The 23,874-nt window shown below is 69.5% G+C and carries 19 protein-coding genes and 3 pseudogenes; 10 read left to right on the forward strand and 12 right to left on the reverse strand.

Annotated elements, in window-relative coordinates; all coding sequences use genetic code 11:
- Positions 1-81 precede the first annotated feature (81 nt).
- A complete protein-coding gene (locus tag OP79_RS05740) occupies positions 82-840 on the reverse strand; it encodes an NUDIX hydrolase (protein ID WP_033318868.1) in 759 nt (252 codons plus the stop codon).
- Positions 841-1,062: 222 nt separating this feature from the next.
- The gene (locus tag OP79_RS05745; protein ID WP_033318869.1) at positions 1,063-2,628 is read right to left on the reverse strand and encodes a DUF4192 domain-containing protein; all 1,566 of its coding nucleotides are present in this window, start codon (positions 2,626-2,628) and stop codon (positions 1,063-1,065) included.
- Positions 2,629-2,792: 164 nt separating this feature from the next.
- Here OP79_RS05745 and OP79_RS56790 point away from each other — a divergent pair.
- Together OP79_RS56790 and OP79_RS05750 are read left to right on the forward strand one after the other, a co-directional pair.
- Positions 2,793-3,185 (forward strand): annotated as a pseudogene (locus tag OP79_RS56790) (DEAD/DEAH box helicase); the annotation flags it as partial.
- Positions 3,185-3,412 (forward strand): annotated as a pseudogene (locus OP79_RS05750) (fructosamine kinase family protein); the annotation flags it as partial. The pseudogenes OP79_RS56790 and OP79_RS05750, both read left to right, overlap by 1 nt.
- A 309-nt stretch (positions 3,413-3,721) precedes the next feature.
- Here the strand turns inward: OP79_RS05750 and OP79_RS05755 are convergent.
- Positions 3,722-5,893: a TerD family protein gene (locus tag OP79_RS05755; RefSeq protein WP_033318870.1), complete on the reverse strand. Its 2,172-nt coding sequence runs from the start codon at positions 5,891-5,893 to the stop codon at positions 3,722-3,724.
- A gap of 237 nt (positions 5,894-6,130) precedes the next feature.
- On the opposite strand from OP79_RS05755, the gene OP79_RS05760 reads away from it, so the two are divergent.
- The 5 genes and pseudogenes from OP79_RS05760 (at position 6,131) to OP79_RS05775 (ending at position 8,077) form a co-directional block, all read left to right on the forward strand.
- Positions 6,131-6,328 (forward strand): hypothetical protein, encoded by a 198-nt coding sequence (locus tag OP79_RS05760; RefSeq protein ID WP_033318871.1) that lies wholly within the window; start codon positions 6,131-6,133, stop codon positions 6,326-6,328.
- 19 nt (positions 6,329-6,347) lie between these two features.
- A pseudogene (locus OP79_RS49625) lies at positions 6,348-6,658 on the forward strand (GTP-binding protein); the annotation flags it as partial.
- Entirely contained in the window at positions 6,655-7,074 is a 420-nt protein-coding gene (locus OP79_RS56795; protein ID WP_051744428.1) for an urease accessory protein UreD, read from the forward strand. The pseudogene OP79_RS49625 and the gene OP79_RS56795, both read left to right, overlap by 4 nt.
- A complete protein-coding gene (locus OP79_RS56800; RefSeq protein ID WP_051744429.1) occupies positions 7,020-7,349 on the forward strand; it encodes an urease accessory protein UreD in 330 nt (109 codons plus the stop codon). The genes OP79_RS56795 and OP79_RS56800 overlap by 55 nt, the downstream gene beginning before the upstream one ends.
- Before the next feature lie 197 nt (positions 7,350-7,546).
- Positions 7,547-8,077, forward strand: coding sequence for a peptidoglycan-binding domain-containing protein (locus OP79_RS05775; RefSeq protein ID WP_033318872.1), 531 nt, complete (start codon positions 7,547-7,549; stop codon positions 8,075-8,077).
- A gap of 357 nt (positions 8,078-8,434) precedes the next feature.
- Here the strand turns inward: OP79_RS05775 and OP79_RS05785 are convergent, their stop codons facing one another.
- Positions 8,435-10,594 (reverse strand): RecQ family ATP-dependent DNA helicase, encoded by a 2,160-nt coding sequence (locus OP79_RS05785; protein WP_033318874.1) that lies wholly within the window; start codon positions 10,592-10,594, stop codon positions 8,435-8,437.
- 478 nt (positions 10,595-11,072) lie between these two features.
- Between OP79_RS05785 and OP79_RS05790 the strand changes: the two genes are divergently transcribed.
- A complete protein-coding gene (locus OP79_RS05790; RefSeq protein WP_033318875.1) occupies positions 11,073-11,699 on the forward strand; it encodes a hypothetical protein in 627 nt (208 codons plus the stop codon).
- A 234-nt stretch (positions 11,700-11,933) separates the two neighbouring features.
- Here the strand turns inward: OP79_RS05790 and OP79_RS05795 are convergent, their stop codons facing one another.
- The 3 genes from OP79_RS05795 to OP79_RS05805 all read right to left on the reverse strand — a co-directional run bounded on the left by OP79_RS05795 (position 11,934) and on the right by OP79_RS05805 (position 14,059).
- Positions 11,934-12,560 (reverse strand): hypothetical protein, encoded by a 627-nt coding sequence (locus OP79_RS05795; RefSeq protein ID WP_078491627.1) that lies wholly within the window; start codon positions 12,558-12,560, stop codon positions 11,934-11,936.
- A 68-nt stretch (positions 12,561-12,628) separates the two neighbouring features.
- Positions 12,629-13,330, reverse strand: coding sequence for a ribonuclease HII (locus OP79_RS05800; protein WP_033318877.1), 702 nt, complete (start codon positions 13,328-13,330; stop codon positions 12,629-12,631).
- A 105-nt stretch (positions 13,331-13,435) separates the two neighbouring features.
- Positions 13,436-14,059, reverse strand: coding sequence for a TetR/AcrR family transcriptional regulator (locus OP79_RS05805; protein ID WP_033318878.1), 624 nt, complete (start codon positions 14,057-14,059; stop codon positions 13,436-13,438).
- A gap of 172 nt (positions 14,060-14,231) precedes the next feature.
- On the opposite strand from OP79_RS05805, the gene OP79_RS05810 reads away from it, so the two are divergent.
- Positions 14,232-15,779 carry an MFS transporter gene (locus OP79_RS05810; RefSeq protein WP_033318879.1) on the forward strand — a complete coding sequence of 516 codons (1,548 nt, stop codon included), beginning with the start codon at positions 14,232-14,234 and terminating at the stop codon, positions 15,777-15,779.
- A 68-nt stretch (positions 15,780-15,847) separates the two neighbouring features.
- Here the strand turns inward: OP79_RS05810 and OP79_RS05815 are convergent, their stop codons facing one another.
- The 4 genes from OP79_RS05815 to OP79_RS05830 all read right to left on the reverse strand — a co-directional run bounded on the left by OP79_RS05815 (position 15,848) and on the right by OP79_RS05830 (position 20,082).
- Positions 15,848-17,626 carry a DUF4153 domain-containing protein gene (locus OP79_RS05815; protein WP_033318880.1) on the reverse strand — a complete coding sequence of 593 codons (1,779 nt, stop codon included), beginning with the start codon at positions 17,624-17,626 and terminating at the stop codon, positions 15,848-15,850.
- Positions 17,627-17,810: 184 nt separating this feature from the next.
- Entirely contained in the window at positions 17,811-18,722 is a 912-nt protein-coding gene (locus tag OP79_RS05820) for an ADP-ribosylglycohydrolase family protein (protein WP_033318881.1), read from the reverse strand.
- Positions 18,723-18,735: 13 nt separating this feature from the next.
- The gene (locus tag OP79_RS05825) at positions 18,736-19,395 is read right to left on the reverse strand and encodes a histidine phosphatase family protein (RefSeq protein WP_078491628.1); all 660 of its coding nucleotides are present in this window, start codon (positions 19,393-19,395) and stop codon (positions 18,736-18,738) included.
- 81 nt (positions 19,396-19,476) lie between these two features.
- Positions 19,477-20,082, reverse strand: coding sequence for a YdbC family protein (locus OP79_RS05830; protein ID WP_033318883.1), 606 nt, complete (start codon positions 20,080-20,082; stop codon positions 19,477-19,479).
- 153 nt (positions 20,083-20,235) lie between these two features.
- On the opposite strand from OP79_RS05830, the gene OP79_RS05835 reads away from it, so the two are divergent.
- Complete coding sequence (locus OP79_RS05835; protein WP_033318884.1) at positions 20,236-20,769, forward strand: TerD family protein; 534 nt, start codon at positions 20,236-20,238, stop codon at positions 20,767-20,769.
- A 60-nt stretch (positions 20,770-20,829) separates the two neighbouring features.
- Here OP79_RS05835 and OP79_RS05840 read toward each other — a convergent pair whose 3' ends face one another.
- On the reverse strand, positions 20,830-23,733 hold the full coding sequence (locus tag OP79_RS05840) for a vitamin B12-dependent ribonucleotide reductase (RefSeq protein ID WP_033318885.1): 2,904 nt from the start codon (positions 23,731-23,733) through the stop codon (positions 20,830-20,832).
- Positions 23,734-23,874: the final 141 nt, after the last annotated feature.

Consider the following 23,874-nt stretch of genomic DNA (forward strand, 5'->3'; position numbering starts at 1 on the left):
GATAGCGCGATATGTACGGTTTTTCGGGCATTCCAACTTCGTTCCGGGACGCCCCTCGCACTGGGCGAGCCGAGTCCTGTGTCAGACCTCGGGGCGCAGCATCGGCGGATTGAGCAACGTGGCGCCGCCCGCACGGAAGAGCTGGGCGGGGCGGCCGCCCTGCCGGGTGGTCGTACCGCCGGTGGGGACGAGGAAGCCCGGGGTGCCGGTCACTTTGCGGTGGAAGTTACGGGGGTCGAGCACAACTCCCCACACCGCCTCGTAGACACGACGCAGCTCGCCGACGGTGAACTCGGTCGGGCAGAAGGCAGTGGCCAGCGATGAGTACTCGATCTTGGAGCGGGCGCGCTCCACCCCGTCGGCCAGGATCTGCGCGTGGTCGAAGGCGAGCGGTGCCGCCTGTTCGCCGTCGCGGCCGTATCCGCCCCGCTGGAGCAGTTCCTCGACGGGGGCCCAGCGCGCGCTGTTCGCGTCGCCGCCCGCCCTGGGCGCGGGCAGATCGGGGGCGAGCGCGAGATGAGCGACGCTGACGACCCTCATCCTCGGATCGCGCTTGGGGTCGCCGTAGGTGGCGAGCTGCTCCAGGTGCGCGCCGTTGTCCTGCGCGGGGGCGTCCGGGTCGTGGGCGCACAGCCCGGTCTCCTCGACCAGTTCCCGCGCGGCGGCCTGCGCCAGGTCCTCGTCGGGCCGCACGAAGCCGCCGGGCAGCGCCCACCGCCCCTGGAACGGGGGCTCGCCCCTCCGTACCGCCAACGCGCACAGGGCATCGCGACGCACGGTCAATACGACCAGGTCAACGGTGACGGCAAAGGGCGGGAAGGCTGACGGGTCGTAGGGCATGCCGCGATCATAGTCGTCTGCCTGACGATAAGCACTCCTTTCCCCGGCCACTGGGACAGCTGATCCAATCCGCCCCGATACGGACGCCAGGGGAGGCCGTCGGCCCTTGATCCCATCGGGTCCAACGGGCTCGCACCCCCGGCTGCAGCCCGCCGGCCGCCTCCTCGGCCATGGCGAGACCGAGCCTGCTGACGCGTACGGAGAAGTACCGTTGCCCCACCCTCATGTGTCGCTCCTTGTCTCACGACGTCCAGCCCCTCGCCGGGGCCGAGAAGCGCTGCTCGTGCTGTCGCCGACCCGGCCGCGTCCTTCCGCAGCGGTGGGGCTCTCGGCGGCAGGCCGGGGGCGGCGCGTGCCTCCCGGCCCGGTGGAGCGTCGGCTCGGATGGCTGCCGGAGCTGCCGGTGGACCGCGTCCTGCGTCGGCGGAACGCCGTCCGTGTCGACGGTGTCGGGGTGTGGCCGGGCGGCCCGTCGGCTCCGGCCCGCGGCGCCGAGGAAACGCTCGCCTGGGCCCCCGCCGTCGCGCCGCTGCGATCGGTGCGCTCCTTCCGAAGGCACCGGCGGATCGACTCGGGATCCAGCCCCTCGTTGCACGCCTGGTGCAGCAGGCGAGCGAAGAGATACCCGGGGTCCGCGCCGAGCGCCATGGCGAGGGCTTCGCGGGCCTCCAGCTCATCGCCGGAGGACCAGGCGACCCATCCCGCGAGGGTCAGCGGCGCAGCGGCGTGCTCTCCGTACGCTCCGACACAGCGGCGGGCCAGGGCACGCCACAGGCGCAACGCCGGACCCGCCTCGTCGCCCTCCATCCACTCCGCCGCGCTGTCGCGCGTCGTGCGGTCCTGGAGACCGAGGATCAGGGTGGCGGCCTCGTCATGGGCCAGTAGCTCATCGTCGCGGAGATCCGCCGGAAGCATGCCGGACAAGGGTGGGGCATCGGCGAACCGGCGCATGACCCGGTCGGCCAGCTCCAGGGTCTGGGCCGCCACGTCCGCGCGGCTCTCGTCGTCCAGGATCCTGGGGATGAGAGCCATGCTCACGGCGTTCAGCGCGGACTCCTGCTCCAGCGCCGCCGCGGTCTCCCAGGGGCTGAGCCTGGACCTCAACTCCCGCAAGGTGCCCCGGACTTGGAGACCGGCGTAAGTTGCCGCAGCGGCCAGGACCGAGGTGCCGGGCAGGCCCATGGGCGTACCGCCGGAAGGACAGCACTCCTCACTGGGACAGCAGTACGACCAGAAGCGGTTGTCCGTGATGCACAGTGCCTCGACCACGGGGACGTCGAGAACGCCGCACGCCGTGCGCAGCAACTGCGCCAGTGGGCGCAGCCGTTCCATGACCTCCCACCCGGACTCGTTGTCCTTGGGGTCCTGACAGAGGAAGGCGACCATGCTCTCGACCGGTGCGCCCCTGCGTTCGCTTCCCTTGATCAGGCCCTGCGCCAACTGCTCGGCGACGGCCGGCCAGTCGTCCGCGTTGCCGGGGATGCCGAGCCGTGCTCGCCCGCCGAACCGGCCCCGCCCGTCCCGGTCGTGCAGGGCGACGAGCACGATGCTGTCCTCGGGCCGGTACCCGAGCAAGTACGGCAATGCATCGGCCAGTTCGGCCGGAGTGCGGAGCGTGACCTGGTGCTCGGCGCACGGGACACCGTCCGCACCGCGCCCCGCACCGTCGGCACCTCCAACCGCGCGGTCTTCCCCATGACCATCGCGCCCGCTCCCTTCTCCATGCCCGTCGCGCCCGCTGATGTCGCCGTTGCCGGAAGTCCCGGCCGCTTCGCTGTGGTTCGTCATGTGGCGACCATCCCGCGGATTCCAGAGTTCCGCTTTGCCCTGTGGACAACCTTGATCATGACCGCGTCAGAAGTTGTCCACAGCGCGGCGGACGCATTCGTGCGATGTCCGACCCATCGGGTTGCATGGGGCCATGACCCACGAAGAACTGCGTACCGCGCACGGCCGATACCGTTCTCGCCCGCCTCGTCGGCGCCCGGGCGGGCGCGGCCCGACTGTGCGAGGACCAGTCGACTGTGCGAGGACCAGTGGCGAGCCATCGAAGCACTCTTCGCCGACAAGCGCAGAACCCTGGTCGTGCAGCACACCGGCTGGGGCAAGTCCGCGGTGCACTTCGTCGCGACCGCGCTGATGCGCGAGCAGGGCGCAGGCCCACGGTCATCGTCTCCCCGCTCCTCGCGCTCATGCACAACCAGGTCGAGGCGGCCGCACGCGCCGGAATCCAGGCGCGGACCATCAACTCGTCCAACACGGAGGAGTGGGACACGATCCAGCACGAGGTGGCCGCGGGTGAGGTCGATGTGCTCCTGGTGAGCCCGGAAGCACTGATTTCTCCACGCACGACGGCCACCGCGAGACCGACCTGGCGATGCCCGCCCTCTTCGGCTGCCCCTACTCGGACCAGGTCCTCGACGGCTACCGGTGGGCGGCACCCCTCGCCGACGGCTGGGCGGACCGCGCCGGAGTGCACCAGCTCTTCCCACTGCTGGTGCACGCCACGCTCGTCGGCCGCGGCTACGCGGAACGGACCCTGAAAACGGCTCGGGCGGCGCTCGCGCGGTGAGCGCGGGCACCGCGCGGAGCGACGTCGAGGCGAGGAAAGCGAAGGGACTCATCGCATGTAAGCCGCTTTCACGGCGGAGGAGAAGGAAGCCCTTTCATGGCCTCGCCGCAGGCAACGTTATCGGTCGGCCCGGGGCCAAGTCGTGTGGGTTTTCCGGGATGATGAGCCGTCTGCGCACACGAAAACTGGGAGGCGCCGCGCGGGCGCCTCCCAGTCGAAGTCGAGGGCGAGGAAAGCGAAGGAACTTGTTTCGGAAAAGGAATTGAGAAGGAAGCCCCTTCATGGCCTCGCCGTGGGCAACGCTAGCACTCAGCCCGGGATCAGGTCGCGCAGATTTTCGAGGGTGATGATCCGGGAGTCCGGGTGCAGCCCCTCGGCACGTTCGAGACCGATGTACATCACGGGCTCGTCCGGGACCGGCCCGCCGTCCCACAGGTCCACGGCCGTGGTGTCGCGGGACATCAGGTCGATCAGGTATCGCACCGTCAGCTGCTCGCGCTCCACGAGGGCGCGCACCACCTTGGACACCGATACCTGGTTCTCCTCGACCCGATTGGCCGATGAGATGCCCTTCAGGTACAGGTGCAGCCACTTCGCGCGCCACCGGCCGTCGTCCTCGCGGCGGAACACCAGCGGCAGCGCCACCCTGCCCACTCCGCGCAGCTCCGACTTCATCCGCACGGTGCGCGGCTCGAACGGCCGGCCCTTCTGCTCGCCGTCGCGCAGCATGAACCCGAAGAACGACTCCTCGACCTCCTCGAAGCCTTCGCCGGCGTAGATGTTGACCTGCGGCACGATGAATGCGCTGCGTACCCGGTCCAGGGACAGGTTGATGAATTCCGAGGCCCCGTCGGGCGCCTCGGTGACATCGCCCGAGTGCTCGCCCCCGACAGCCGTGAGGGAGGTGTAGGAGAGCCAGGAGTCGGTGCTGTAGTCGGCGTGGAGAAGCAGCGCCGAAAGGTCGTAGTCGGTCCGGTTCTCGGTCTCCTTCCAGTACACGAAGAAGCGCAGCTGTTCGCCGTCGACCGCCGAGACCGAACCTCGCGGCAGTACGCCGAGCCCGGCCGCGGTCGCCCTGCCGCTGAGCGGGAGCGCCACGTCCAGGATGTCGGGGTCGAGCAGCAGCCGGCCCGGCGCCGGGAGCCGACGGCGCATCTCGGCGTCGAGGGCGGCGATCAGCCGGTCGCGGTCGGCGGCGGGGACGGGCGGCCGGACGTCGGGGGTCACCCAGGCGCGGCCCCGGCGGTTGACGAAGATGCGGAGTTCGTCGGTCTCCCGCTCCCGGTTGTGGAGGTGCTCGCGGACCGAGAGCACGACCCGGCCGGAGACCTCGGGAGCGACCTCCACCACAGCGGCCACCACCGCGTCCCGCTCCTCCTGGTCGGCGGCGATGCGCAGCAGGAGGTCCAGGGCGCGAAACAGCTTGCCGGGAGCGGACTTCAGCAGCTGCACCGCACCGAGGACGTCGAACGCGTCGAGCAGCTTCTCGACCCGGCTGTCGAAGGACCGCGCCTCCTTCTCGCCCCGCGCGACGGCGAACACATCGGCGGCGTGCGGCCAGCGCGGGTACTCGTGCGGGTGGAGACGCTCACCCAGCCGCTTGAAAGGCTCGCGGTGCGCGTGCACATCGGCCAGCTTGGCGGGGTTCGCCGCGACCACGGCGTCGAGGCCCGCGAGCAGCCCGCGGCGCACCGGCCGCGACATCGCCCGGAACCGGGTCGGCTCCTGCAGCGTCACGTCGCCGCCCGACAGTGCGCAGGCCAGCCGCAGCACATCGGTGACGGTGTCCAGGAGGAGGTCCGCCCCGACGCCGAGACGGGCCTCGTTGACGATCGCCCGGTTCTCCCGGACCGGGATCGACTCCGGCTGGGGGCCCAGCGCGCACCGCTCGGCGAGGGTCTTGAGGTCGCGCAGGTGGTCCTCGCCCAGCGGGGTCGTGCTGCCCGCCAGAGCCAGGTACAGGTCGGTGAGTTCGTCGTCCAGGTCCCGGCCGAGGTACAGGACGGTCACCCGGTCGCCCGCCGAAGCGATCAGCTCGTCCTGCACCGCGAGCATCTCCTCGTAGGTGTGCTGGTAGCGGCCGTACGTGGGGAGGCTGAGCAGGTCCAGCACTCCGTGTGCCAGCTGCGTCAGCACGTTCTCGCGCGACTTGTCGTCGCCGAGCGCCTGCGTCACGCACCGCATCCAGAACTCTTCGGTGTCCGGCACGTTCGCCGGGAAGTCGATGAAGTACGAGTTGTGCCGGACGTGGTCGCCCACCATCTCGCTCACGGTGCGCAGCGTCCGCTTGGCGGTGTGCACGACCGCGGCCTCGGACAGCCCCGACAGCCGCGCCAGCAGTTCCGCCGAGAGCTTGAAGCCCACGGACGTCAGCGCCGCGTCGAACTGCCGCGCGGCGGCGGCTCCTTCCCCGGCGGAGCCCTTGGGGGAGGAGAGGCGGTGGGTGTGCCGGATGACCAGCGATTCGAGACTGTGCGCCATTCGGGGATGATCGCAGAGGTGTGCGAGCCGGCGCACAGGAGTTTTTTTGTACGCGCTCCGACGCCGTGGTCACACCCGCCACAGCAAGATCATCTCTGAGTTGTCCGATAACGCCACAGTGGCGTCACCGCGCACCGCAGGTCGGCCCGTGCTGAGGCCAACAGCGCACCGTCACCGACGAATCCCCCAAGGCGATCGCCGCCTTCCTGCGCCCGCCCGGTCCGGGAGTTGCCCGGCGTGGGCGCGAAAATCGCCGCGACGCTCGACGAGTACGGTCTGCACACCGTCGGCGACGTCGCCGATCGCGCCCGCGCCCGCTACGGGCACCGGGTGCTCTACCCCGCCGCCCTCGCCATCAGCTTCCATCCCCCGTCAACCCGGCAGTGGGACCCAAGGTGGTCGCCCGGAGGACGCGCGTGGCGTCGTGCGGCATAAGCGCGACAGCGGCAGGCGCCTGCCGCGCGAAGCCGTCCTGCCGCCCGAGCGCATCACCGCCGTCGAGACCGGCGCCTGCCCGCACACCGCGATCCGCGACGACATCTCCGCCAGCCTGGAAGCCGTCGAGCACCTGGAAGAGACCTCCACCCCCTCGACCTGGTGCACGTCGAGTCCGGTGGTGACAACCTGACCGCCATCTTCTCCAAGGGCCTCGTCGACGTGCAGATCTTCGTCATCGACGTGGCCGGCGGCGACGACGGCACCCGCGAAGTCGCCGACTGGGTCACCGGCCACCTCACCCAGTGGCGAGCCGGGGCAACTGCATGAACCCCTCCTCCCAACTCGCCCCCGCCCGCGCCACGTCCGACGTCGACATTCCCTCAACCGGCGGCCAGGAGCCCGCCGGACACCCCTACGGCGTACGTGCCACGACCAGGGTCCGCGCCGCACACAACGGACGCGCCACCGCCCTCCCGCAGTTGCGCAGCGACGGCCCCTTCCACCTGCGGCGCATGCGCACTGCCGGCAAAGCCGCCACGGTGGGGATCATCGGCGCGACGAGCGCCCCGCTCGGTGGCGACCGGCTCACCCTCGACATCACCGCCGAGGACCGGGCCGAGCTGAAGGTCGCCACAGCTGCCGCCACGCTCGCCCTGCGCGGCCCCACCACCGAAGCGGCCACCTCGATGTGCGCCTCACCGCCGGAGAACACGCCCATCTGCGCCGGCTACCGCAGCCCCTGATCAGCGCCGTCGGCAGCGATCTGAGGCAGACGTACACCGTCGAACTCGCCGCCACCTCACGGTTCGTGCTGCGAGAAGAGCAGCTCCTGGTCGTGGACCCACTCCTCGACGTCCGACGAGACGCCGTACTCCTCGGCGAAGGCACCAAGAACGGGTGCGCCGTCCTCGCACCGCTGGCAGGCGGCCCGGCACTGCTCGCCACCACCATCGCACCAACCACCTCGACGCTGCGGGAACTGCTCGACGAGGCACACGCACGCGCCCTCACCCGCTGACGTCGACGAGCCGGCGCCCCGGCGGGCCGACTGTCCCACGCCGTCCTGACATCCCCGGGTGGGCGGATGTCAAGCCCCGGAACTACGTGACTACCTCCCCAGGCTCTCTTCACGGATGGTCGAGTCAGTCGATTCGGCAACCCGCTCGGTCTCGTGAGGATCAACGGGACGAGCGGTCCAAGGGAAAGAAGAAGAACATGAACAAGCACTTCCGCAAGGCAGCGATGGCGACCGTGCTGGCCGTGGGCACCGCTCTCGGGGGATTCGCGGCGACGGGCATTGCCCAGGCGGACGAGGACGCCGGCGTCATCGACGGCAGCGGCAACACCCGCGACGACTGGGGCGACGAGGGAACGCTCAAGAAAGGTGCCGAGAGCAACGCGGTCGCCCTGTGGCAGACCGTCCTGGTGGCTGACGGCACCTTCTTCAAGGACAGCGGCACCCTGCGCCCGTTCACCGAGGACGACATCAGCGGCGAGTTCGACTCGCGTACGGTGTCGGCGACCAAGAACTGGCAGAAGGACAGGGGTCTGAATCAGAGCGGCAAGGCGAGCCCCGCGTCCTTCGAGGTCGCGGACAACAACCTCAGTGCCGTGAACGGTAATGGCACTGTCGTCTATGCCGGCAGCGTCGACAACGCGACCTTCAAGCGGAAGACGGTGGCCGGTTTCGAGAAGCAGGTCTACTCCGTAAAGTTCGACGGTTCGTCGGTCCCGACCACTTACTGAGTAGCCGTATCTCAGCCGATCGTGGAACGTGCGGGTCGGACAGGTTTCCCGCGGGGTGATCTTCCCGTTGTACGCGTATGAAGACAGGGCCTCTCGGCAGCTCGGGGATGCGAATCCGACCGAGCAGTGCCGAGAGGCCCTGGTGTCGTTGTTGTACGCGTCCGAGCCCGTTCAGTTCAATTCGGCTGCTCCATTGTGTGATTGTCTCGCGCATGCGTACGGCAACGTGGCCGGTCATCCGGACCGGGAACGCCGGTATCCCTCGGAGAGGACGGACGCGGAGTGGGCGGCCATCCGGCCTTTGCTGCCGGTGCCGACCTGGCTCCAGGGCCGGGGCGGGCAGCCCGCAGAGTTCACCTATCCGGCCAGGGCGAGGACGAGCGGGAGCACCTGGTCGGCACCGGCCTGACGCAGGAGGCGTGCGCCTACAGCGAGGGTCCAGCCGGAGTCGGTGTAGTCGTCCACGAGCAGAACCGGGCCGGGAGTGGCGGCCAAGGCGGCGGCGAGTTCGTCGGACACGGTGAACGAGGCGGCCAGGGCGCGCAGCCGCTGGGCGGAGTTGCTGCGGTGCCCTGCATGTTCGCCGGCCTGCGGGGTGTAGGCCAGGCTGCCCAGCAGCGGGAGCCGGCCCACCCGGGCCAGACCCCCGGCCAGGGAGGCCACCAGCTGTGGGCGGGTACGGGAGGGCATGGCGACGATCCCCACCGGCCGCGCCGCCGCGTCAGGGGCACCACTGGCCCAGCCGCCCGGCGAGCGCGCCCAGTCGGCCACCACGGTCACAACCGCGGCCAGCACGTCGTCCGGGACCGGCCCGTCCGCGGCCTGTGCCGACAGGAGCGGGCGCAGGCGGTTGCCCCAGCCGATGTCCGACAGCCTGCCCAGCGCGCGCCCGGTGACCGCTTGCTGGCCCGCGGGGATACGGCCCTTGAGGTCGACCCCGACCGCGGCGAGCCCGGTCGGCCACATCTTGCGAGGTTCGACCTCGACTCCCGGGCGGTCCAGCTCACCGGTCGCTGCCGCGAGGGCCCCGGGCGAGACGGCGGGATCGAGCCAGGGCCCGGCGCAGGAGTCGCAGCGACCGCACGGGGCCGCCTCCTCGTCATCGAGCTGCCGCTGCAAGAACTCCATCCGGCACCCCGTGGTCGCCACGTAGTCCCGCATGGCCTGCTGCTCCGCTTCCCGCTGCTTCGCCACCCACGCATACCGCTGCGCGTCGTACGCCCACGGCTCGCCGGTGGCGGTCCAGCCCCCCTTCACGCGCTTGACCGCCCCGTCCACGTCCAGGACCTTCAGCATCGTCTCCAGCCGCGAACGTCGCAGATCCACCAACGGCTCCAGCGCCGGCAGCGACAACGGACGGCCCGCCTCCTCCAGAACCGCCAGCGTGCGCCGCACCTGCTCCTCGGGCGGGAAACCAACAGACGCGAAGTACGCCCAGATCGCTTCGTCCTCCCGCCCCGGCAGAAGCAGCACATCCGCATGGTCCACGCCACGCCCTGCCCGCCCCACCTGCTGGTAATAGGCGATCGGAGACGAGGGCGACCCCAGGTGCACCACAAATCCCAGGTCCGGCTTGTCGAAGCCCATCCCCAGCGCCGAGGTCGCCACCAGCGCCTTCACCCGGTTCGCCAGCAGGTCCTCCTCCGCCTGCAGCCTGTCGGCGTTCTCCGTCTTCCCCGTGTAGGAGGCCACCGGGTACCCGTGCTGCCGCAGGAACGCCGCGACCTCCTCCGCCGCCGCCACCGTCAGCGTGTAGATGATCCCCGAACCCGGCAGATCCCCCAGCCGCTCCCCCAGCCACGCCAGCCGATGCGCCGCATCCGGCAACTCCAGCACCCCCAACCGCAGGCTCTCCCGGTCCAGCGGCCCCCGCAGAACCAGAGCATCCCCGCCCCCCGTGCCCAATTGCTCGGCCACGTCCGCAGTCACTCGCGCGTTCGCGGTCGCAGTGGTGGCCAGCACGGGTACACCTACTGGCAACTCCGTCAGCATCGTGCGCAACCGTCGGTAGTCGGGCCGGAAGTCATGACCCCAGTCGGAAATGCAGTGCGCCTCGTCGACCACCAGCAGACCGGTCGTAGCCGCCAGCTTGGGCAGCACCTGATCCCGGAAATCCACAGAATTAAGGCGTTCCGGACTCACGAGGAGAACGTCGGTCTCGCCGCGCTCCACCTCCCCGTAGATGGTGTCCCACTCCTCCGGGTTGGCCGAGTTGATGGTCCGCGCCTGGATACCGGCCCGCGCCGCCGACTCGACCTGGTTACGCATCAGCGCCAACAGCGGCGAGATGATCACCGTCGGTCCGGAGCCACGCCGGCGCAGCAGAGCGGTGGCGACGAAGTACACCGCCGACTTGCCCCAGCCGGTGCGCTGCACCACCAGGGCACGCCGGCGCTCCTCCACCAGAGCCGCCACCGCCTGCCACTGATCCTCCCGCAGCCGCGCCGAACCCTCCGGATCACCGACCAGCTCAGCGAGGATGGCATCGGCTTCAGTGCGGAGCTCCAGATCGTCCATGCCCCCATGCAACCCGACGGCACTGACAATCGACGAATCCACCAAGCGCGACCAAGAGCTCACGAAGGGCGCACCTGTCACGCCCGGCCCCGGCTCGAGGACGGCCAGGGCCGAGCGCTCAGCCACCGCCGCGACGGCCAACGCGCGCGTGACGGCCGATGTGGCCAAGACCGGCTGGACTCTCGCGGTCGCCGCGCGCATGCTCCGGAGAACCGGTGCGCAGGAAATGGTGCCGCTGGTGCTCATCGTGCAGACGTGCCTCACGCGTCGCCAGGGAGAGCACTGTGCGGGTATATATAAGACGCATCACCAGATAACAGTCAGTGAGCCTGATTGCTCGTTGCCGCAATCAAGTTCGACAGGAAGAATTGGGGTCGCGCCCCGCATGGCCTGCCCGAAGCCCGCTAGGGCTGTGCCGCGGTGCGCTCCCCCGCCCGACCCCCGCCCGCAATATGGGCGCGTAGCCGAAGGGAGGACCGTGACCTTCGGATTCGCTCCGTCCCCGGCGGCATCGATGCCGACGTCCGCCGCGTCCGCCAACTCACTGGCCCGGATGCTCGAACCCGCTGAGTGGGCCGCCGCGGGGATTCCGCTGCTGCGCGATCCCCGGGAGGTCGTCAATGGGCTGCACTCCCGGCATCGACCCCGGCCCACGACTGCCATAGTGGCCGTCCTCGATCCGGAGGAACGGCTGCAGGCGAGCGCCTCGTTCACCCGTCGCCCGGCTCCGGCGGACGGCTGGATGTTCCGTAACGCGCTGCTCGCGCAGCTGCGCCGGGTCATCCCGCACGACCTGCGGCGTCGTACCCCGGTGCGTACGGCCGTGCTGCTCTACTGCCGTGAGGGCGACGCTCGCTGGACGGAGGAGGACGGGGCGTGGATGTGGGGGCTGCGGGACGCGTGCACGCTGCACGGGCTGCGCTGCGGGGCGTACATCACGCTGACGGGTGAGGGCTGGCAGGTCCTGGGCGAGGGGCGCGGCGGCCGTCATCCCAACGCGGACTCAGTGCCGGAGTCCTTCGAGTCCTTCGCCGCGGCAGAGGTGTCCCAGCCGCGCACCGGTGGCGCCGCCTCGGACATACTGCGCCGCGCGGCGGCCCGCTGAGCCGAGGAACCGAAGCCGGCCTGATCGCCGCCAGCGGTCATGGGCGCCCACGCGCGCGTGGAGCCCGGCCCGGTGACGTACCGACGCACGGCAAACCTCGACGGCAACCCACATGGAGTCGGGCATGGCGACGATGGCCACGCCGGTACGTCCCCCCGTACCGGCACACGTCGAACCGTCCACCGTGCACATGCCGCCGCGGCGGCACCCGCCCCCTTCAGGGGAGGCGGGTTCTCAGACCCTCGCCCCCAGCACCGAGTTGATCTTCTGCGGGTCGCCGCAGACGATCAGCAGGGTGCCGGCTCGACCGAGGGCCAGCGGCAGGGCCGTGGCGGCAGCGTCGGCACCGCCGTTGACGGCGACGACGACCACGGGACGGGACGCGACACGACCGGCGACGGAGGCGTCGGCGTAGAAGACGTCGTCGCCCGCGTCGTGCTGGGCCCAGTACGCGGCCTCGCCGAAGGACAGCTCGTGCGCGGCCCACGGATGCGGCTCGCCGGTGGTGATCACCAGCACCTCACCGGGGGCACGGCCCGTGTCGAGAAGCAGGTCGACCGCTTCCTCGGCGGCATCCAGCGCCCCCTCGGCCGAGGCCGGGATCAGCTGGATCTGCGGAGTGGAGGAAGCGGCGGGGGCGGCCGGAGCGGACGGCTCCGGCTTGGCCACAGGCGTGTCGCGCGGCGCACGTTGCGCCGACGGCATCGGCCGGACGGCACCCGGACGACCGGGACGCGGCGGGGCCGCGGGACGGGGGCCGGGTACGGGACGGGGGGTCGGCGCGGTGCGGCCGTTGGCCGGAGTGGCGCGGGGACCCTGGGCACTCTCGTGAATCTGAGGCTCCTCGGGAATGAGAGGCATGAGCTGATTTTTATCAAACGCCGGTGCGACTCGCCTCGGCGGGTGGCACATGAGTGCGAGCGGAAGTGTCAGAAATCGAGGCCGAGCTGACCTTCGATCTCCGGAACGCTTCCGTCCGCCCAGCTGCGGACCTTCTTGAGGTGCCGCCACTGGGGCAGCGCATCAAGATACGCCCACGACAACCGGTGGTACGGGGTGGGGCCCCGCAACTCCAGCGCGGCCTTGTGCACGGGTGACGGATACCCGGCGTTGGTCGCAAAACCGAAGTCTGCATGTTCGATGCCCAGTTCGGCCATCATTTTGTCACGCTCGACCTTGGCGATCACCGAGGCCGCCGCGACGGCCACGCACGTCTGGTCGCCCTTGATGACCGGACGGACCCGCCATGGAGTGCCGAGATAGTCGTGCTTTCCGTCAAGGATGATCGCGTCGGGGCGAACCGGCAGGACATCCAAGGCGCGTACGGCGGCCAGCCGCAGCGCGGCCGTCATCCCCAGGTCGTCGATCTCCTCCGGAGAGGCATGTCCCAGGGCGTACGACGTCACCCACTTCGTCAACTCCTCGGCCATCTCGGTACGTCGCTTGATGGTGAGGAGCTTGGAATCGGTGAGGCCTTCGGGCGGGCGGCGCAGCCCCGTGACCGCCGCGCAGACGGTGACCGGACCGGCCCACGCGCCGCGCCCCACCTCGTCGACACCGGCAATGATCTTCGCTCCGGTGGTGGCACGCAAGGAGCGCTCGACGGTGTGAGTAGGTGCTTCGTACGCCATGGCGGCACCAGAATACGCCGCCCGAAAGCCCATACGACACCCAGGTTTCTCCGGGCAACCGGACAGGGGTTTCAGGCACCGCTCGAAAGCGGCGCCCGCATCACGTCATGCCCCGCTCGGCCGCAGCAGCGGAACCATCAACTGGTCGACCATCGTTTCCAGTTCCCGCTCGTTCCATTCACAGGCGCACACCTTCGAGCGGTACAGCATCATCGCGGGCATGGCGTCGAAGACGCACCCGTTCGCGGCATCGGGTCGCACCTCTCCTCGCGCGATCCCACGACGAATGATCTCCTCTACGAGCCGCGCGCCCGGCTCCACGACGCGTTCGAGGATCACGGTGTGGAAGCGCTCGGCAGTACCGAAGTCGCACTCGTAAAGCACCGAGCGCAGCGCATATCCAGGGCGGGAGAACATCGCCTCACGCACCCGGCGGCAGAGAACCAGGAGTTCTTCACGCACGCTGCCGAGGTCGGGCGCGTTCTCCAGCTCCGGCAGCCCGGACCGGAGCGCGTCCACGACGAGATCCTCCTTGGACGGCCAGCGACGGTAGACGGCGGCCTTGCCGGTCTGGGCACCCGCGGCGACGCCCTCCATCGTTAGGCCGTTCCAGCCGACCGTACTGAGCTGATCGAGCGCGGCCTCGAGGATCGCGCGTTCGAGTACGGCGCCGCGCCGACGCAGGGAGGCCGGCTGAGCGGGGGCGGCCGTCAAGCGCGAAGTAGCCATCTGAGTGTCTCCGTTGTGCAGGGGGAGCGGGGATCTTCGGGAAAAGCGAGCGGACCGGCGACACGCCACGAAAGCGATTCAGTGAACGCTTGCGTTCACTGACGGGGACTCACTAACGTTGACGCGACAGTGAACGCGAGCGTTCACTAACGTACTTGTGGGGGACCCAATAGTGACAACCTCTCAACTGACAAAGGACCAGAAGCCGGGGGCAGCCCGCCGGGAGGGGCATCCCGGCATCGCGCTCACCGTCATCGCGGCCTGCCAACTCATGGTGGTACTCGATGCCACGATTGTGAACATCGCACTCCCGCACATTCAAGACGCGCTCAAGTTCTCCACGACCGACCTCACGTGGGTCGTCAGCGCGTACACGCTCACCTTCGGCGGTCTGCTGCTGCTCGGTGGCCGGGCCGGCGACATCCTCGGCCGGCGCCGGGTCTTCATGACCGGCATCCTGCTCTTCACGCTCGCCTCGTTGCTGGGCGGTCTCGCCCAGGAGCCCTGGCAGTTGCTGGCCGCACGCGCCCTCCAGGGCGTCGGTGGCGCGATCGCGTCGCCCACCTCGCTGGCGCTCATCACCACGACCTTCCCCGAAGGTCCCGAACGCAACAGGGCGTTCGGTGTCTTCGCCGCGGTCTCGGCCGGCGGCGGCGCGATCGGTCTGCTGGCGGGCGGCATGCTCACCGAGTGGCTCGACTGGCGCTGGGTGCTCTTCGTCAACGTGCCCATCGGCCTGCTGATCGCGTTCCTCGCACCGCTCTACATCAGCGAGTCCGAGCGGCATCCGGGACGCTTCGACATCGCGGGCGCACTGACCTCGACGGTCGGCATGGCCTCCCTCGTCTACGGCTTCATCCGGGCCTCGGAAGAGGGCTGGCGGGACAACCTCACCATCGGCTCCTTCGGAGCGGCGGCGGTCCTGCTGCTGGCCTTCGGGCTGATCGAGTCCAGGGCCAAGGAACCGATCACCCCACTGCGCATGTTCGCCGACCGCAACCGCTCGGGCACGTATGTGATCATGCTGAGCCTGGCCGCGGCGATGTTCGGCATGTTCTTCTTCATCGTGCTGTTCGTGCAGAACGTGCTGGACTACACGCCCATCGAGGCGGGCCTGGCCTTCCTCCCGGTCACGGTCGCGATCGCGTTCGGCGCGGGCCTGTCGCAGCGGTTCCTGCCCGTGCTCGGCCCCAAGCCGTTCATGGTCGTCGGCTCGGTGCTCGCCGTGCTCGGACTCGGCTGGCAGACCTTCATCAGCCCCGACAGCTCGTACGCCGGCGGAGTGCTCGGCCCGATGCTGGTGTTCGGCTTCGGCATGGGCCTGAACTTCGTGACGCTGACGCTCACCGCGGTCTCCGGTGTCGCCCAGCACGAAGCGGGCGCGGCGTCCGGTCTGCTCAACGCCACGCAGCAGGTGGGCGGTTCGCTCGGTCTGTCCATTCTGACCACGGTCTTCGGTACGGCGAGCCGCGACGAGGCGGAGAAACAGCTGCCCGCGTTCATGGCGAACGCATCGCCCGAGCAGAAGGCGGAGTTCGCGCAGACGCAGCAACTGCCCGCTCCCTGGGGCAATGAAGTGCTCGCCCAGGGCATATCCACCGCCTTCATCCCGGCCGCTGCGATGGCCGTACTGGCCCTGGCCGTCGCCGCGTTGGTGATCCGGGTCCGCAAGAGCGACCTCGACGCCCTGTCGGGCACCGCAGGACCCGCCGGGGGCTGACGCCGTCGAGTGGGCCGGGCCCGCGTCCACGGGACGCGGGCCCGGCCCACTCGATACGTTCCCGTGCCTCAGCGGTACTGGAACTCGTCACGGAGCCGAAGGCACTCCTCCCAGTCCTCCTCGGCCGACAGCGGCCGGTCCTCGAGGATGTCGCGGGCCCGGGCCTCGCCCCAACTGGTGGCGTACCAGGGCTTGTTCTCCTTCTTCAGTTCCCTCGCGATGGGCTCGAGCGCGCAGGAGCGCAGCGGCTCCTCCAGCTTGTCGAGGGCCGGTACGGCGTCCGCGGACAGGCCGCGCGCGTAGTCGACGTCGAACTTGCCCTCCTCGCCGTCCTTGCTCGTGGCCTCGTACCGCTCGACGTTGCGCTCGGCGACCAGGCCGTCCGGCGAGGCGAGACCGAAGGCGAGCACACCCGCGGCGGCACTGGCCATCACGGCACGCGGCAGCCAGCGGGCTCCCCATACGCCGGCCGCCATGATGAGCACGATGACCAGGCCGAGCCAGAGCTCCACGGCCACCACCGAGATCCTCAGTCGCGTCAGTCCATACGCCTCCACGTACATGTCCATACGTCGCACCGCCGATGCCACGACAACGAGCGTGAGGACACAGAGAGTTCCCAGCACGACACGTACCAGCGTCCGGTCACGCGCACCGTCACGCGGGGCCCAGCGCAGGGCGAAGACGATGACGAGCAGGGTGAGCAGCGTGACCAGGAGCAGCTGCCAGAAGCCCTGGCGCGCGTACTCTGCGTAACTCTGGTCGGTCTTCTCCAGCACGGTGTCGTATCCGCCGAACAGGACGGCGAGTTGGACGGCGTTGAAGGACGCGAAGAGCACGACGAGCACGATCAGGGGCAGCGCCCACTCGAGACGGCCACGCTCCCGGCCCGGGGGCACCTCGACGCGGTCCCACTGAACGGGCGCTGCGGCCGTGTGTGCCGCCGCCAGCGCGCCGACCAGGCCGAGCACCAGCAGAACGAGGTGCCAGGGGCCCCCGGAGACGGAGGCGTCCGGCATGAGGCCGCCGAGCAGATCCGCGAAGGCCGCGTCGGCCCCCGCGAACAGTGCCCCGAAGACCAGCAGCAGCACCGCGGCCACCGCGAGCGCGCGCAGCACCGGGCCCAGGTTGCCCCGAGCGCCGCCGAACCGTTCCCGCAGGCCTCGCCAGCCCCAGACGGGTCCGGTGAGAACCGAGGTGTACAGGCCGATCGGGCCGAACAGCACTCCGGTCCAGGTACGGCCGCCGTGCAGCGCGAGCGAGCCCGCGGCCACGGCGGTCACCACGGCCAGGAACGTCGGCCAGTCGGCGTCGCGCAGCGCCGGCACGGTCAGCAGGGCGAGGCCGCCGACTCCCCACACCAGCGTCCAGCGCCGCAGGCCACGGCCGGCCGCCTGAGCGGCGTAGTACGCGGCGAGCGCGGCCGGAATGGCCACCAACAGGAGGTTGAGGGCCAGTCCGTCGCCGAGCAGGAGCATGCTCAGTACGCCGGTGGCCAGGGCGGCCCAGAGGGTGGCGGGGCGGACGGGTGCCGGGGACTTCGCCTGAAGGTCCGCGAACCACCAGGCGGACTCGGCGACCGGGTAGCCCCAGTCGACGTCCCCTCGGTCCGGGTCGTCCCCGTCGGCATCGCCCTCCGAGGAGGCGTCGCCGGAGTACAAGGCGGGGACGGCGTCCTCGGGCTCATCGGCATCGGCATCGGCGGCAGGCTTCTTGGTCAGGGCGACGGTACGCCCACGGACCGCGCCTCCCCCTCCTTCGGAGCCCTCACCTGCGCTCCCCTTGGCACCCCCTCCATCCTCTGCTCCCGGCCTTCTCGGCTCGGCCTCGGACGGCGTGTCTGACACGGGACCCCCTCCCGACCGGTCCACGGGCGGCTCACAGCACGTGCTGCGGCGGAAGCCCAGGGGACCGGTGTCTCGTCGGTGCACGCCCGGGATGATCAACGAGCGGCGTGGCGGACAGGGTATCCGCGGGTAAGCCGACGCAGCGGGGAGCGGGGTCTCTGTGTCAGGTCTGTGACAGTTGGGGCTACGCCCCGCCCTCCACCGGGATCCAGCCCGGCAGGGCCTCGGTCCGTTCCACCCACTCCGCGGGCGGCGCGCCCGCCTTCCCGGCGGCCAGCACACCACCCACGATGGCGCAGTTCGTGTCCACGTCCCCGCCCACCTGGGCAGTCGTCCAGAAAGCCCGCTCGTAGTCGCTGAGCGAACGTGCCGCCGACCAGAGCGCGAACGGCACCGTGTCGTGCGCGCTCGTACGCCGCCCGCAGCCGAGCACCGCGGCGACCGTCGACGCGTCGTCGTAGTCGAGCATGTCCCGGGCGCGCCGCAGCCCGGCCTCCACAGCGCTGCGCGGTACGAGGGCTATGACGCCGTCGAGCAGTGCCCCGGCGCTGGGCGGACCGCCCGGGGCGGCGGCCAGTGCGGCCGCAGCAGCCACGGCCATGGCGCCGGCCACGGCCTCGCGGTGCTGATGCGTGGGGTACGCCGAAATCTCGGCCTGGTGCGTCGCCTGCTCCGGATCGTCCGCGTACCAGGCGCCCAGGGGTGCGATGCGCATCGCGGCGCCGTTCCCCCACGAACCCTGTCCGTTGAAGAGGGCGGAGGCCAGCTCGCGCCAGTCGCCGCCCTCCCGGATCAGCCGCAGCAGACGGTTGACCGCGGGCCCATAGCCCCGGTCGAAGTCGTGGTGCTCCGCGAAGGAGCGGGCCAGCCCGTCCTGGTCGACACGGCGGTGGGCGGCCAGAACGGCCACTACGGAGCAGGCCATTTCGGTGTCGTCGGTCCACTGCCAGGGGCCGGAGGGCAGGGCACGGCGCTTGAGCAGCGGGTAGTTCTCGGGCACGAAGAACTGTGAGCCCAGCGCGTCCCCCACCGCGAGTCCGCGCAGGCCGGCCAGGGTGCGGGCCAAGCGCCCGTCGGGAGAGGAGTCAGCGGTCATCGCCCTGCCACTTCTATCCGGTGACTCCGTACGGTTTCGGATCACGCCAGCGGTCAAATGGCCGGTCAAGTGTGTACTTGCCGTCCTCCCCGAGAACGAGCATCCGCGTCTCCCCGTTCCCGGGGTTCACCAGGCACTCGAACTCCGCGACCGACCAGTGGAACCAGCGCATGCAGAACAGTCTCATGGCCAGCCCGTGGGTCACTATGAGCACGTTCGGCGGATGGTCGGGCGCCTCGAAGCTGCGGAACAGGCTTTCCAGGAAGCCGCCGACCCGGTCGTACACGTCGGCGCCGGACTCTCCTTGCGCGAAGCGGTAGAAGAAGTGCCCGTACGCGTCGCGATACGCCTTTTGTTGGCGTACGTCCTCCCGGTCCTGCCAGTTGCCCCAGTCCTGCTCGCGCAGTCGCGGCTCCTCGCGTACACGCACCAGTTCGGGGTCGAGATGGAAGGCGCGGAATGTCTCGTGCGTACGGCGATAAGGGGAGACGTAAACGCTTACGCGCTCATGGCCGAACACCTCCCGCAGCCGCTTGCCCGTCTCTTCCGCCTGCCGCCATCCCGTCTCGGTGAGGGCCAGTGCGTGGTCGGGTTCGCGTTCGTACACAGTGTCATCGGCATTGCCCACCGACTCGCCGTGCCGGACAAGAACGATGCGCCGTGGTCGTGCCATGCCAAAACCCTAGATCGGATCGCGGCTGATCGAGCACTCGTACGGGCCCCATACGACGGAGGTCACACAACTGTGACCGCTTCAGACCGTCCAGCCCGGTTCCAGTTCCACGATGGCGCCCGCGAGGGCCGCGACGTCCGCTTCGATCTGGGCCCGCAGGGCGAGCCGTTCGACGCGCTCGGCACGGTACTTGCCGTGCTCGGCGGCCGACTTCCACATCGACAGCACCAGGAACTCATGGCCGGGTGCCTCACCGAACAGCCCGCGCACCATGCCGGGAGATCCGGCCATCGCCGGGTTCCACACCTTCTCCTGCATCAACGCGAAGTGCTCGGCCCTCTCTTCGTGGACACGGCAGTGCGCCACCCGTACAAGGTCGGCGTCCGTGAAGCGCGGCTCGAAGCCGGTCTTCACGTCAAATCGATGATCGAAGAGTTTGACATGTGGATCCTTGAAGGTGCCGGACTGCGTCGCGGCCAGCCGGTCATGGGAGCGAGCCATGAAGGAGTCGTAGAACGCACGGCTCTCCCAGAAGGCGAAGACATGGGCAACTCCGGGTCGCCCACGGCTCCAGCCCCCGCCCTGCCCCCGGAACCCCGGCTCCCCCAGAAGCCCCGCCCATTTCCGCTGCCCCCGTTCAAAACCGCGGCGGTCCACCACGGTGCAGCGAATCCACTTGACCAGCACCGCGCCATCGTAAGGCCACAGAACGTGGCCTCGGTCACGCTCTGGCGGAGTACATCCGCGCGAGCGCCCCCAGGTGCGTGACACGATGGACAACACGCTTCAGCTGCCCGCCAGTTGGAGCGACTGTCACAGGGGACCAGGAGGGGAGATCTGGTGAACGGCCTCAGCAAGGGCATCAGCAAGGTCGAGGTCGCAGTGAAGTGGGACCCGAGTCCCGCCGGTGAGCCACCAACCGATCTCGACCTCGTCGCCGCGACCTACTTGGCGACGAACACACACGAAAACCCCGACTACGTAGTGCACTTCGACAGCCGATCCCCGGACGGCACCATCACCCTCAACCGGGACAGCAAGGACGGCAAGGGCTTCGGCTGGGACGAGGTGATGACCCTGGAGCTCACCCGTCTCGACAAGCGGTACGCGCGCGTTGTCGTCGGCGTCTGCATCCAGCAGCGCTCCGGGCCGAGGACCTTCGTCGGGGTGCACCACCCCTCGCTGCGCATCAGCGAGGGCTATACCGTCCTGTTCGAGGACGACTTCGGCGGCGTACTGGGAGCGACGTCCGCGACAGTCGCCGAGTTCGTACGCGACGACTCCGGAGAGTGGGATTTCTACCCCGGCGTCCGAGGCTTCGACACGGACCCGGCCTCCTTCGCCAGGACCATGGGCAGCCGCCACGAATCCTGACCCGCTCAAACCGAAGGGGCGGTACGGCCGGTGGCCGTACCGCCCCTCACGGTGTGTGGATCAGCTGCAGCCGCTGGTGGAGCCACAGCCCTCGCAGATGTAGCAGGAACCGGCCCGCTGCATCTTCGTACCGCAGGAGAAGCACAGCGGGGCGTCCGCCTGGATGCCCAGCTGCATCTCCACCAACTCCGCGCTGGTGTGCGCCTGCTGCGGGGCGGGCTTGGCCGCCTCGACCTCCGCCCTCGGGGATGCGACGGCCTTCAGTTCCTGCGCGCGGGGCGCGGACTGGGCGAGGCCCTCGACGTCGAGCTCGTCGTCGGTCGGCTCGTACGAACCGGTCTCCAGGTGACGCTGACGCTCCGGGGCGGAGTGGATGCCGAGCGCGGAACGTGTCTCGAAGGGCAGGAAGTCGAGCGCCAGGCGGCGGAAGATGTAGTCGACGATCGACTGCGCCATCCGCACGTCCGGGTCGTCCGTCATGCCCGCCGGCTCGAAGCGCATGTTGGTGAACTTCGAAACGTACGTCTCCAGGGGCACGCCGTACTGCAGGCCTACGGAGACGGCGATCGAGAAGGCGTCCATCATGCCCGCGAGGGTGGAGCCCTGCTTGGACATCTTCAGGAAGACCTCGCCGAGACCGTCGTCCGGGTAGGAGTTCGCGGTCATGTAACCTTCGGCGCCGCCCACCGTGAAGGAGGTGGTGATGCCGGGACGGCCCTTGGGGAGGCGCTTGCGGACCGGGCGGTACTCGACGATCTTCTCGACCGTCTCCCGGATGGTCTCCTCCGCCCGCTCGGCGGCCGCGGTGGCCTCAGGGCTCTGGTTGCCCTTGTTCTTGGCGGAGAGGGGCTGGCCGACCTTGCAGTTGTCGCGGTAGATCGCGAGCGCCTTGACGCCCATCTTCCACGCCTCGAAGTAGACCTCCTCGACGTCCTCGACGGTCGCCGACTCCGGCAGATTGACCGTCTTGGAGAGCGCGCCGGAGATCCAGGGCTGGATCGCGGCCATCATGCGGACGTGGCCCATCGCGGAGATGGAGCGCTCGCCCATGGCGCAGTCGAAGACCTCGTAGTGCTCGTGCCTGAGGCCGGGGGCGTCGATCACATTGCCGTGCTCGGCGATGTGGTCGACGATCGCCTCGACCTGCTCCTCCTGATAGCCGAGGCGGCGCAGGGCCTGCGGCACGGTGCCGTTGACGATCTGCATCGAGCCGCCGCCGACCAGCTTCTTGAACTTGACCAGCGCGAGGTCGGGCTCGAGGCCGGTGGTGTCGCAGGACATCGCCAGACCGATCGTGCCGGTCGGGGCGATGACGGACGCCTGGGCGTTGCGGAAGCCGTTCTTCGCACCGAGACGGACCACGTCCTGCCAGGCTTCCGTGGCGGCGGCCCAGATCGGGGTGTCCAGGTCGTCCACTCGGAGGGCCACGGCGTTGGCGTCGGAGTGCTGCTTCATGACGCGCTGGTGCGGCTGTGCATTGCGGGCGTAACCGTCGTACGGGCCGACGACCGCGGCGAGTTCCGCGGAGCGCTTGTACGACGTGCCCGTCATCAGGGAGGTGATGGCGCCGGCGAGAGAGCGGCCGCCGTCGGAGTCGTACGCGTGGCCCGTGGCCATCAGGAGGGCGCCGAGGTTGGCGTATCCGATGCCCAGCTGGCGGTAGGCGCGGGTGTTCTCGGCGATCTTCTGGGTCGGGAAGTCCGCGAAGCAGATGGAGATGTCCATCGCCGTGATGACGAGCTCGACGACCTTGGAGAAGCGCTCGACGTCGAAGGCCTGGTTGCCCAAGCCGTCGTCCTTCAGGAACTTCATCAGGTTCAGCGAGGCGAGGTTGCAGGACGTGTTGTCCAGGTGCATGTACTCGCTGCACGGGTTCGAGCCGTTGATACGGCCGGACTCCGGGCACGTGTGCCAGTGGTTGATGGTGTCGTCGTACTGGATGCCCGGATCGGCGCAGGCCCAGGCGGCCTCGGCCATCTTGCGGAAGAGCTCCTTGGCGTCGACCTCCTCGATGACCTCGCCGGTCATCCGCGCGCGCAGGCCGAACTTCTCGCCGTTCTCGACCGCCTTCATGAACGCGTCGTTCACGCGGACCGAGTTGTTGGCGTTCTGGTACTGGACGGACGTGATGTCGTCGCCGCCCAGGTCCATGTCGAAGCCCGCGTCACGCAGGGCGCGGATCTTCTCTTCTTCCTTGACCTTCGTCTGGATGAAGTCCTCGATGTCGGGGTGGTCGACGTCCAGGATGACCATCTTGGCGGCGCGGCGGGTGGCGCCACCGGACTTGATCGTTCCTGCCGAGGCGTCGGCACCGCGCATGAAGGAGACCGGACCGGAGGCGTTGCCCCCGGAGGACAGCAGTTCCTTGGACGAACGGATCCGGGAGAGGTTCAGGCCGGCCCCCGAGCCGCCCTTGAAGATCATGCCCTCTTCCTTGTACCAGTCGAGGATCGAGTCCATGGAGTCGTCGACGGCCAGGATGAAGCAGGCGGAGACCTGCTGGGGCTGCGGTGTGCCGACGTTGAACCACACCGGCGAGTTGAAGCTGAAGATCTGGTGCAGGAGGGCGTACGCCAGCTCGTGCTCGAAGATCTCGGCGTCGGCGGGCGAGGCGAAGTACTTGTAGTCCTCACCGGCCTTCCGGTACGTCTTCACGATGCGGTCGATGAGCTGCTTGAGGCTCACCTCGCGCTGCGGGGTGCCCACAGCACCGCGGAAGTACTTGCTGGTGACGATGTTGACCGCGTTCACCGACCAGAACTCGGGGAACTCGACGCCACGCTGCTCGAAGTTGACCGAGCCGTCGCGCCAGTTGGTCATGACGACGTCACGACGCGCCCACTCGACCTCGTCGTACGGATGCACGCCCGGGGTGGTGTGGATGCGCTCGATCCGCAGCCCCTTGTTCGCCTTGGTGCCCTTGGCTCGGGAACTCCGTGCCGGACCGCTCGCCGTCTCTGTCATGCCGCCTCCCTGTATCGGGCCAAAACGCCCTGAAGTGCCTCGTTCTTCCCGGGGCACGTGTGTGTCTGGTGTTGCGCGCAGCGCATACGCGACCGCTCGCAACAGGTCTCTGAATCGCCGCCGACCGGCCGACGCGGGTCG

The organism is Streptomyces yerevanensis, assembly GCF_000716805.1.
Lineage (GTDB): Bacteria > Actinomycetota > Actinomycetes > Streptomycetales > Streptomycetaceae > Streptomyces > Streptomyces flaveus.